The organism is Polaromonas sp. P1_G2 (assembly GCF_056405515.1).
On sequence record NZ_JBFUBY010000279.1, the window covers coordinates 1 to 9,829 of the forward strand.

General features: G+C 65.2%; 9 protein-coding genes and 3 pseudogenes. 7 read left to right on the top strand and 5 right to left on the bottom strand.

Going from position 1 to position 9,829, the window contains the following annotated elements:
- From ssuD to AC1D0P_RS21345, 5 genes and pseudogenes are all read left to right on the top strand, one after another.
- Window positions 1-925 (top strand): alkanesulfonate monooxygenase (gene ssuD, locus AC1D0P_RS21325; RefSeq protein ID WP_477678579.1); only part of this gene is annotated, 925 nt, incomplete at its 5' end.
- Window positions 926-940: 15 nt separating this feature from the next.
- The gene (gene ssuC, locus AC1D0P_RS21330) at window positions 941-1,837 is read left to right on the top strand and encodes an aliphatic sulfonate ABC transporter permease SsuC (protein ID WP_477678580.1); all 897 of its coding nucleotides are present in this window, start codon (window positions 941-943) and stop codon (window positions 1,835-1,837) included.
- 18 nt (window positions 1,838-1,855) lie between these two features.
- Complete coding sequence (locus tag AC1D0P_RS21335; RefSeq protein ID WP_477678581.1) at window positions 1,856-2,059, top strand: hypothetical protein; 204 nt, start codon at window positions 1,856-1,858, stop codon at window positions 2,057-2,059.
- Window positions 1,996-2,640 (top strand): annotated as a pseudogene (locus AC1D0P_RS21340) (ATP-binding cassette domain-containing protein); the annotation flags it as partial. The gene AC1D0P_RS21335 and the pseudogene AC1D0P_RS21340, both read left to right, overlap by 64 nt.
- A 48-nt stretch (window positions 2,641-2,688) precedes the next feature.
- Window positions 2,689-2,904, top strand: coding sequence for a TOBE domain-containing protein (locus AC1D0P_RS21345; protein ID WP_007869745.1), 216 nt, complete (start codon window positions 2,689-2,691; stop codon window positions 2,902-2,904).
- A 69-nt stretch (window positions 2,905-2,973) separates the two neighbouring features.
- Here the strand turns inward: AC1D0P_RS21345 and AC1D0P_RS21350 are convergent, their stop codons facing one another.
- Both AC1D0P_RS21350 and AC1D0P_RS21355 read right to left on the bottom strand, forming a co-directional pair.
- Complete coding sequence (locus AC1D0P_RS21350; RefSeq protein WP_477678582.1) at window positions 2,974-4,050, bottom strand: alkene reductase; 1,077 nt, start codon at window positions 4,048-4,050, stop codon at window positions 2,974-2,976.
- 67 nt (window positions 4,051-4,117) lie between these two features.
- A pseudogene (locus AC1D0P_RS21355) lies at window positions 4,118-4,713 on the bottom strand (SDR family NAD(P)-dependent oxidoreductase).
- Window positions 4,714-4,780: 67 nt separating this feature from the next.
- Here AC1D0P_RS21355 and AC1D0P_RS21360 point away from each other — a divergent pair.
- Entirely contained in the window at window positions 4,781-5,350 is a 570-nt protein-coding gene (locus AC1D0P_RS21360; RefSeq protein ID WP_477678583.1) for a MarR family winged helix-turn-helix transcriptional regulator, read from the top strand.
- Window positions 5,351-5,425: 75 nt separating this feature from the next.
- Here the strand turns inward: AC1D0P_RS21360 and AC1D0P_RS21365 are convergent, their stop codons facing one another.
- From AC1D0P_RS21365 to AC1D0P_RS21375, 3 genes are read right to left on the bottom strand one after another with little or no spacing between them, the layout of a single operon-like run.
- On the bottom strand, window positions 5,426-6,457 hold the full coding sequence (locus AC1D0P_RS21365; RefSeq protein ID WP_477678584.1) for a tripartite tricarboxylate transporter substrate binding protein: 1,032 nt from the start codon (window positions 6,455-6,457) through the stop codon (window positions 5,426-5,428).
- A gap of 45 nt (window positions 6,458-6,502) precedes the next feature.
- Complete coding sequence (locus AC1D0P_RS21370; RefSeq protein WP_477678585.1) at window positions 6,503-7,711, bottom strand: CaiB/BaiF CoA transferase family protein; 1,209 nt, start codon at window positions 7,709-7,711, stop codon at window positions 6,503-6,505.
- Window positions 7,712-7,764: 53 nt separating this feature from the next.
- On the bottom strand, window positions 7,765-8,721 hold the full coding sequence (locus tag AC1D0P_RS21375; protein WP_477678586.1) for a hydroxymethylglutaryl-CoA lyase: 957 nt from the start codon (window positions 8,719-8,721) through the stop codon (window positions 7,765-7,767).
- Window positions 8,722-8,886: 165 nt separating this feature from the next.
- Between AC1D0P_RS21375 and AC1D0P_RS21380 the strand changes: the two are divergent.
- A pseudogene (locus tag AC1D0P_RS21380) lies at window positions 8,887-9,691 on the top strand (LysR family transcriptional regulator).
- Window positions 9,692-9,829 lie beyond the last annotated feature (138 nt).

Genomic DNA, 9,829 nt, shown 5'->3' on the forward strand with positions numbered 1-9,829 from the left:
GCACCAGCCCAGCCTGGCCGCGCGCATGGCCGCCACTTTTGACCGGCTCTCGGGCGGGCGCCTGCTGATCAACCTCGTCACCGGCGGCGACCAGGCCGAACTCGAAGGCGACGGCGTCTACCTGGACCACGCCCAGCGCTACGAACAGTCGGCCGAATTCATCCGTATCTGGCGCGAGATCCTCGCGCGCAGCCATGCCGGCGAAAGTTATGACTTCCAGGGCGAACACCTGAGCGTCAAAGGCGCCAAGCTGCTGTACCCGCCGCTGCAAAAACCGCATCCTCCGGTGTACTTCGGCGGATCCTCCGCTCCAGCCCATGAGTTGGCCGCCGAGCAGGTGGATACCTACCTGACCTGGGGCGAGCCGCCCGCCGAAGTCTCCAAAAAAGTCGCCGRCGTGAAGGCGAGGGCGGCCAGGCACGGCCGCACGGTCAAGTTCGGCATACGCCTGCACGTCATCGTGCGCGAGACCGACGATGAAGCCTGGCGCGCCGCCGAAAGCCTGATCAGCAAGCTCGACGACGACACCGTGGGCCGTGCGCAGGCAGCCTTCTCTCGCATGGATTCCGAAGGCCAGCGCCGCATGGCCGCGCTGCATGCGGGCGGTGGCAAACGAACCAGGGCAGAGCTCGAGATAAGCCCCAACCTCTGGGCCGGCGTGGGCCTGGTGCGCGGCGGCGCCGGCACCGCGCTCGTCGGCGACCCCAAAACCGTGGCCGCGCGCATCGAGGAATACGCGGCGCTGGGCCTGGACACCTTTGTGTTCTCGGGCTACCCGCACCTCGAAGAAGCCTACCGCTTCGCCGAGCTGGTCTTCCCGCTGCTGCCGCGCAAGCTGCGCCAGAAGCTGCCGGGCCGCGTGCTCAACGGCCCCTTCGGCGAAGTCGTGGCCAACGATTACCTGCCGCGCGTCTCGCAAAGCTGAAACCGGAGCCTCGCCATGACAGATTCCCTTCGTGAACTTCAGGTGACCCCGGTGCCCGACACCGTGGACGCCCCCGGCCTGGGCTTTTTGCCGCTGGGTTCGGGTTTTGTATTGCCGCGCTTTCAATGGGCCGCCGTGTTGCGCGACCTCGGCCAGCGCCTGCTGCCCTGGGTGGTGCCGGTCGGGCTGGTGGCCTTGTGGCAGATTGCTTCCTCGCTGGGCTGGTTGTCGACGCGCGTGCTGCCGGCACCATCCGAGGTCCTCAAGGCCGCCTGGACGCTGTCGGCCTCCGGCGAGTTGTGGACGCATGTGAAGGTCAGCGCGGGCCGGGCGCTCGCGGGCCTGGCCATAGGCGGCGGGCTGGGCCTGGCCTTCGGCCTGCTGACCGGCTCCGTGAAGTTTTTTGAAACTTTGCTCGATTCGACCATCCAGATGGTGCGCAACATCCCCGCGCTGGCGCTGATCCCGCTGGTGATCCTGTGGTTCGGCATCGACGAGACCGCCAAGCTCTTCCTGATCGCGGTCTCGGTGTTCTTCCCGATCTATATCAACACCTTCCACGGCATACGCAATGTGGACCCCGGGCTGATCGAGATGGGCCGAACTTACGGCCTGTCGCGCTGGCAGCTGTACCGCGAGGTCATCCTGCCGGGCGCACTCTCGTCCATCCTCGTGGGCCTGCGCTTTTCGCTGGGCCTGATGTGGGTGATTTTGATCGTGGCCGAAACCATCTCGGCGCAGGCCGGCATCGGCTACCTGACCATGAACGCCCGCGAATTCCTGCAGACCGACATCGTGCTGGTCGGCATCCTGCTCTATGCCTTGCTGGGCAAGCTGGCCGACGTCTTCGCCCGCGGGCTGGAGCGCTACTGGCTGCGCTGGCACCCCGGTTACCAATCGGTTGCAGCCTGAACCGGCTGAGGAAACACCATGCTGCATCCCCAAGTCTCTTTTGAATCTTCCCAGGCCTACCTCTCGGCGGAATCCGGGCGCGCCATCACAGCGCCTGACACGCTGCCGCCGCAAGCATCGCTTTCATCGCAAGACCGCGGCGTGCGCCTTGAAATACGCGGCCTGTCCAAACGCTATGGCAAACGCCGCAAGGCAGCATCCGCCTGGACGGCCAGGACGTGACCGGCCTGCGCGAAGACACCCGCATCATGTTCCAGGATTCGCGCCTGCTGCCCTGGCGCCGCGTGATCGACAACGTGGCGCTGGGTTTGCCGGCCGACGGCCATGCGGCCGCGGCCGACGTGCTGGCCCAGGTGGGCCTGGGCGACCGCCAGCCCGACTGGCCGGCGCGCCTCTCGGGCGGGCAGCGCCAGCGTGTGTCGCTGGCCCGGGCCCTGGTGCACAACCCGCGCCTGCTGCTGCTCGATGAACCGCTGGGCGCGCTGGACGCGCTGACCCGCATCGAAATGCACCAGCTCATCGAAGGCCTGTGGCAGCGCAACGGCTTCACCGCTTTGCTGGTCACGCACGACGTGCAGGAAGCCGTGGCGCTGGCCGACCGCGTGATCCTGATCGAGGACGGCCGCATCGCGCTGGACGAGCGCGTGCGCATCGCCAGGCCGCGCGAGCGCAGCAACCCGCTGTTCGGCCAGATCGAGAAAAAGATCCTGGACCGCGTGCTGCAACAGCCCGGCGAGGCGATTTCACCGAGCGAGCCGCTGTGGCCCAGCACGCCGGTGCACGGCGTGCGCTGGGCCGTCTGAGTTTTTACCCATTCAACGATTTTTCAACCCAGTTCCAGGAGAACCTTTATGTCCATCCAAGCCATCAACGTCCGCAACCAGTTCCGCGGCAAGGTCAAGGAAATCATCCGCGGCGACGTCGTGTCCGAAATCGATGTTGAAACGCCCTGGGGCATCGTGACCTCGGTGATCACCACGCGCTCGGTCGACCAGCTGGAGCTGGCTGTGGGTAGCGAAGTCGTGGCGCTCGTCAAGTCGACCGAGGTGTCCATCGCCAAGCTGTAGGCAAGCCGCGCAGGCATGCGGGAGGCAAGGCCTCCCTGCCTGGCGGTGCTGACTGGGGATGTCTGATGCTCAAGCCGCGAGCGTCGGATAGTCCGTGTAGCCCTTCGCACCGGGCGTGTAGAACGTGTCCGGGGCAGGCGCGTTCAAGGGCGCGTCCTGGCGCCAGCGCTCGACCAGGTCGGGGTTGGCGATGAAGGGCCTGCCTATGGCGATCAGGTCCGCACGGCCGTCGCTCAGTGCCTGTTGTGCGCTGGCTTTGTCCTGTCCGCCGGCAAGGATAAAGGGGCCGTCGAACGCAGTTCTCAAGTCGGCCTTCAGCTTTGCCGGGACAGGCGGGGCGCCCATGGCTGAATGGTCCAGGACATGAACGTACATGAGGCCGAGTCCGGAGAGTTGCTTCACCAGCGCGAGGTACTGTTCGTCCACGCCTTCGAATGTACCGGTGCTATTGACCACGCCGTGAGGCGACAAGCGGATGCCGATCCGCTCGGCGCCGATTTCCTTCACGACAGAACGGGCGACCTCCAGTACCAGCCGGTTGCGCGCTTCGGCCGTGCCGCCGTAGCCATCGGTGCGGCGATTGACGTTGGCGTTCAGGAATTGCTCAAGCAGGTAACCGTTGGCCGCGTGCAACTCAATGCCGTCAAAGCCGGCCTGGATGGCAAGGCGCGCGGCCCTTGTGTACTCGCCGATCACGGCCTGGATGTCGGCCTCGGTCATGGCGCGCGGCGGCGAGTGCGGCTGGCTGCCTTGCGTATCGGTCCACATCTCGCCGGGGCAGGTCTCGGGTGAAGGTCCGACCACTTCGGCGCCGGCCGGCAGATTGGCCTGGTGGGTTACGCGGCCGGTATGCATCAGCTGCACGACGATCTTGCCGCCCTTGGCATGGACGGCGTCGGTCACCAGCTTCCAGCCTTGCACTTGCGCGTCATTGAACAGCCCCGGGATTCGTGCGTAGCCCAAGCCGTTGGGTGAGGGTGAAGTTCCTTCCGTGATGATGAGGCCGGCGCTTGCACGCTGGGCGTAGTAGGTGGCCATCAGGCTGTTGGGCGTGTTGTTGTCGACCGCGCGGCTGCGCGTCAGCGGTGACATCACGGCACGGTTTTTGAGCGGGATCGCGCGCAGGGGAAATGCATCGAAAAGCATGGGCTGTCCTTGGGGAAATCGAGAAGGGGATAGAAATGGAAGAGCAGCAACGGTCAGCTGGCTGGAGTCAACCGATCTTGTAACGAGGGGCCGGCGCTCCGGCTTGGGTGCCCGCGAACAGTTCGGCGCGGGCCGCATCGTATTTCTCCCACAGCGTTGCATCGGCGACTGAGGGCCACGTGATCGTTTCGCCCTGGTCCAAGCCCGCGAGCGCCGCATCGACCATGTGCTCGGTCGTCATCAAGGTCTCCTTGTTGAGGGCCGCCAGCGGGACGCCGGACAGATCCCAGATCTCGGTGGCTGTCGATGCCGGCAGGACCAGCTGAACCTTCACCCCGGTGCCGGCCAGCTCGTCCTGCAGACCATGGGCCCCAGCCGCGCAAGACCGGCATTGTTCACCAGGACGCGCACATCGGCACGGGTGGACAGGATCGTCTCGATCCGCGCCAGATCCTCGTCTTTGGTCAGGTCGGCCACGATAGGTTCGGCCTTGATACCGTGCGCTTTTGAGACCTGTGCGCAGAGCGCTTCCAGGCGGTCAGCGCGCCGGGCGACGAGAATAAGATCGTATCCACGCGCGGCGAGGCGGTCCGCATAGACGGCTCCGATGCCGGAGGAAGCCCCTGTGACAAGAGCGACTTTCTTGGAGTTGGGATTTGTCATTGATGGTTTTCCAATAAAATTGAGTACTCAACTAAAAGGTTGAGGGCTCAAATGTATGATTGATTGCATGAAATCCATCAATGGTCTAGTACTCAACCATTTTTCTAGTATGGGAATTACCACAAGCGTCGTTGATACGAAAAGTAGCCCGGATAGCTCCGCCGCAGATGAGCTGGACATCCTGGGTGGACGGGCCTGCACGGTCACGCCACTGCGGCTCGCGACTCGCAGGCTTGAGCAGCTGTATGACGAAGCGCTGGCGCCGTTGGGCCTCAAAGCCACGCAACTCGCGCTCATCGCCGGAATACACAGGCTCACGGGCGCCGATCAACAAGGACCGACGCTACAGGAGCTGGCAGCCCTGCTCGCCATTCAACTTTCCGCGCTGACCCATGCGCTAAGGCCTCTGGTGCGCGACGGAATTGTGGAGTTGCGCCAGGACGCCCAGGACCGCCGGACCAAACACAGCGTTCTCACTTCGCTTGGCAAGGCAAGGCTGTCAGAAGGCATAGTGCATTGGGCAGCAGTCAACGACCAGGTGGAGCTCGTTTTGGGGTCTGCCTCGGCTGCGAACTTGAGGGCTCTGGCCGATCAGGTGGCTTCCGACGCGTTTCTGCTTGCCTATAAGCAGCTATAAAAATATAGCGATTGCAAGTTTGCTCGGCCAGGTTGGCGTTGCCGAAAGAGGTGAGAGGGCAGCCGCGCGCAGGCCTTACTGCAGTTCGACGCCCGCCTTTTTCACCAGTTGCGCATACTTCACCAGTTCGCTGCGAAAGTACTGCGCTGCGACTTCCGGGCTGCCGGGGTTGATGGTGTTGCCCTGCTTTAGCATGGCTTCCTTCACCTCGGGCGTGGCATAGGCCGCTGCCACCGCGGCCTGGATGCGCTTGACATCGGCCGCGGGCAGCTTCGCAGGGCCGATCACCGCGAACCAGCCTTCCATGTTGTAGTTGGGTAAGCCCTGTTCCGCAATGGTCGGGATCTCGGGTGCCGCTGCCGAGCGACTGCTTCCGCCGACACCGATGGCGCGCAGGGCGCCGCTTTTCAGGTGCGCCTGCACGGCGGGGAGCGCCAGCACGCCCATGTCCACCTGCCCGCCGATCATGTCGGCCACCATGGGACCCACGCCCTTGTAGGGAATGTGTTTGGCCTTGACCTGGGCTTCGTCGAGAAACATCTGCGCGGCCAGGTGCAGGATGGTGCCGTTGCCGGACGAGGCGTAGTTGTAGGCATCGGGTTTGGCCTTGAGCAGCGCGACCAGTTCCCTCACATTGGCGGCCGGCAGTTTGGCGGGGTTGACCACCAGCACCATGGGCGTGGTGCCGATCACGGTGATCGGGGTGATGTCGTTGATCGGGTCAAACGGCAGCGACTTGTAGACGCTGGGGTAGATCACGTGGTTGTTGGACACCACGCTCAGCGTCATGCCGTCAGGCGCGGATTTGACCAGCGCCGAGGTGCCGACAATGCCGCCCGCGCCGGGCTGGTTTTCAATCACCACCGGATGGCCCAGCGTCTTGCCCAGCGCAACACTCGCCGCGCGGACGATGGTGTCCACGCCCGAGCCCGCGCCCACCGGCAGGATGAAGCGCAGCACTTTGTCGGTGGTCTGGGCCAGCAAGCTTCGCGGCGAAGCCAGGAAGGTACCGCCGACGAAAAGGGCGCCCAGCCCCCAGAGGGCCTGGCGCCGGGTCGCGGATTTATGGCTCAAGGCCGAGGTATCGCGGATCATCTGTTGGGTCATTTTGTCTCCTTCGTTGTCGTAAGTCGCGCAAATCGGCCGGCAGGTTCAACTCACTGCAGCCTGCCGGTGCAGGTCATCCACTTCAGCGGCGCCGTAACCCAGCCCGGCCAGCAACTCGCGCGTGTGCTCTCCCAGCGTAGGCGGGTGCAGGCGAACCCCCAGCCGCTGGCCCTGCAGGGTGATGGGGAACAGCGTGGTCTTGACCGTCTGCCCGGCTTTCGGGCCGTCGGGCAGGCGCACATCGGCCAGGCCGCCGGTGGCCAGCAAATGCTCATCATCGAACAGGTCTTCGGGCCTGCGGATGGGCGCAAACGGCAGGCCGGCTTCTTCCATCACGGCCGACAGCTCGGCCGCGCTGCGTGTGGCCAGCCGTGCGGTGAGGTCTTTCAACAGGGCCGGGCGCAGCACCACGCGCTGGTTGTTGGTGGCCAGCGCGGCATCGGCTTTCAGGTCGTCGAAGCCCAGCACGGTGCAAAAGGTCTGCCACTGCGCATCGCTGACGGCGGCCAGGAAGATCTGCTCGCCGTCCCGGACCGTGAAGACGTCGTACACCGCCCAGGGGTTTTCGCGCGCCGGCATGGGGGCGGGGTGTTTACCCGTCATGGCGTACTGCAGCATGTGCTGGCCCATCAGGAAGACATTGTTTTCATACAGCGCGGACTGCACTTCCATGCCCTTGCCGCTGATGCCGCGCTGGATCAGCGCGCCCAGCGCGCCAATCGCGCCAAACAGGCCGCCCATGATGTCGTTGACGCTGGTTCCGGCGCGCAGCGGGTCGCCGGGCCGGCCGGTCATGTAGGCGAGGCCGCCCATCATCTGCACGACTTCATCCAGCGCGGTGCGGTGGTCATACGGGCCGGGTAAAAAGCCTTTGTGGCTGACGTAGATGACGCGCGGGTTGACGGCGTTCAACGCGGTGTAGTCCAGGCCGTATTTCGCCATGGTGCCGGGTTTGAAGTTCTCGGCCACCACGTCGGCGCTGGCGCAGAGTTTGCGCGCCACCTCGGCGCCCACCGGGCTGTGCAGGTCAATGCCTATGCTTTTTTTGTTGCGGTTGAACAGCGGGAAAAAGCCGGAGCCGGCGCCCAGCAGGCGGCGCGTGCGGTCGCCGTCAATAGGCTCGACCTTGATGACCTCGGCGCCCATGTCGGCGAGCACCATGCCGCAGGTCGGCCCCATGACCATGTGGGTGAACTCCACGACGCGCAGGCCGGCCAGCGGCTGGGGTGGGGTGGAGGAAGCGGTGTTTTGCATGCGGTGTTCAGGTGAGAAAAACAAGGCGCCGGCCGGATGGGCAAGCGATGAGTTTAGGCCGTGGCGGCGGCCCTTTCAGCCGGCCGCATGGTTTTGGGCAGGCCCGCGCGCCACAGCGTGCCGTGCAGGCTTTCGCCTTCAAGCCAGCCCGCGACCTGGCCGCGCAAGGCCATCAGCTTGTCGAAGTCAATGCCGGTTTTAATGCCCATGCTCGCGAACATATAGGCCAGGTCTTCGCTGGCCACGTTGCCGCTGGCGCCGGGCGCGTGCGGGCAGCCGCCTATGCCGGCCAGGCAGGCGTCGAAGCGCGTGATACCGGCTTGCAGGGCCGCATAGACATTGGCGATGCCCATGCCGCGCGTGTCATGAAAGTGGCCGCAGTTGAGCCGCTCGCCGGCGACAAGGAGGGCCTGCCCGAACAAGGCGCGGACCATTTCCGGGTCGGCGTAGCCCACGGTGTCGGCCAGGCCCACGCAGTCGGCGCCGGCGTCCAGCACCGCTTGCAGCAGCCGCAGCACCTCGGCGGGTTCGACGCGGCCTTGCAGCGTGCAGCCGAAAGCGGTGCTGAAGCCCACTTCGATACGGATGGCGCTGCCCGAGGCATCGCGCAGGTCGCGTATCCGGGCGATCTCCGCAACCACCTCATCGGGCGTCTTGCGCAGGTTGGCCAGGCTGTGGGCGTGGCTGGCCGAGATCGGCAGCAGCATCAGGTGCGCGCCGGATTCGATGGCGCGTTCGGCGCCCTTGAGGTTGGGCACCAGCACCGAGGTCGTGAGGCCGGGCAGCGTTTTCGCAAAAGCCACCAGCTCGGCGGTGTCGGCCAGTYGCGGCAGCAGCCGCGCGGGCACAAAAGAGCCGACCTCGATCTCGCGCTGGCCGGCGTCGTAGGCCTGCTGGATCCACTGCAGTTTGTGGGCGGTGGGCATGACGGCGGCAATGCTTTGCAGGCCGTCGCGCAGGCCGACTTCGCGGATGCTGACGCGCTGGGGCAGGGTGGGTGCGGTATTCACGGGGGCTTGTCTCCGAAGAATTCAGGGGTTCTGCAGGGGTTCTGGCTCGGTGCCTCAGTTTAGAATTTCCCGAAACGTTTGGTTTGGCATTTTTGGAATCAATGGTGTTCCTGTTGGGAATATCTGGCCACCACAAACACCACAAACATCATCAGGAGACAAGGCATGAGAGACCTCGACATGACCACTCTGCGCCTCTTTGCCGCCGTGTGCGACGCCCGCAGCATCGCCCGCGCGGCTGAGCAGGCCAACATCGTCGGCTCGGCCATCAGCAAGCGGCTGGCCCAGCTTGAGGACACGGTCGGCACGCCGCTGCTGCTGCGCCGCCGCCACGGCGTGGAGCCCACACCGGCCGGCGAGAGCCTGCTGGAGCACGCGCGCGCCATTCTAGCCAGCGCCGACCAGATCGAGCGCGACATGGGTGCTTATGCGCTGGGCGTGCGCGGCCAAGTGCGCATCCTAGCCACGGCGTCCGTCATGGCCGAATCGCTGGCCGACGACGTGGCGGCTTTTTTGCAGGTCCAGGCGCACCACGACATCCGCGTCACCATGGAAGAGCGCGTCAGCCCCGAGGTGATAAGCGGCATCAAGGAGGGCGTGGCCTCCGTCGGCATCTGCTGGGACGCGGCCGACCTCTCGGGCCTGCAATCCTGTGGTTACCGCCATGACCACCTCGGCATTGCAGGTGCTGCTGCAGCGCGCGGCCGCGCTGAAGGGCAGGGTCGTGGTGCATCGCGTCATCGTCTCCAACTTTGAGGCGGCGCTGCGCGTGGTGCGCGCCAACCTGGCCATCAGCGTGGTGCCGCGCGAGGTCGCCGAGCCCTATGCAAGCACCTACGGCCTGCGCGTGCTGCCGCTGACCGATGCCTGGGCCAGGCGCCGTTTCGCCATCTGCTTTCGCGACGAAGCGGGCCTGTCGGCCGCGGCCAGGCTGCTGGTCAGGCACCTGGCGGATACCTCGGCGGCCTGAGCGGCGCAGGCCCTTAAAACCCCCTCTCGAGGGGCGGTGAAAGCGGCCGGCCTTCTTTTGCGTTAAAATAAGCCTCCAACCCACGGCAGACAAGCGTCATCAGCTATAGAAAATATAGCGTGCAGGGCTGATCCAGGC

Excerpts from the sequence above, each read along its gene's own strand:
- ssuC (WP_477678580.1), top strand. The coding sequence starts at position 941 with ATGACAGATTCCCTTCGTGAACTTCAGGTGACCCCGGTGCCCGACACC.
- AC1D0P_RS21335 (WP_477678581.1), top strand. The coding sequence starts at position 1,856 with ATGCTGCATCCCCAAGTCTCTTTTGAATCTTCCCAGGCCTACCTCTCG.
- AC1D0P_RS21345 (WP_007869745.1), top strand. The coding sequence starts at position 2,689 with ATGTCCATCCAAGCCATCAACGTCCGCAACCAGTTCCGCGGCAAGGTC.
- AC1D0P_RS21350 (WP_477678582.1), bottom strand. The coding sequence starts at position 4,050 with ATGCTTTTCGATGCATTTCCCCTGCGCGCGATCCCGCTCAAAAACCGT.
- AC1D0P_RS21360 (WP_477678583.1), top strand. The coding sequence starts at position 4,781 with ATGAAATCCATCAATGGTCTAGTACTCAACCATTTTTCTAGTATGGGA.
- AC1D0P_RS21365 (WP_477678584.1), bottom strand. The coding sequence starts at position 6,457 with ATGACCCAACAGATGATCCGCGATACCTCGGCCTTGAGCCATAAATCC.
- AC1D0P_RS21370 (WP_477678585.1), bottom strand. The coding sequence starts at position 7,711 with ATGCAAAACACCGCTTCCTCCACCCCACCCCAGCCGCTGGCCGGCCTG.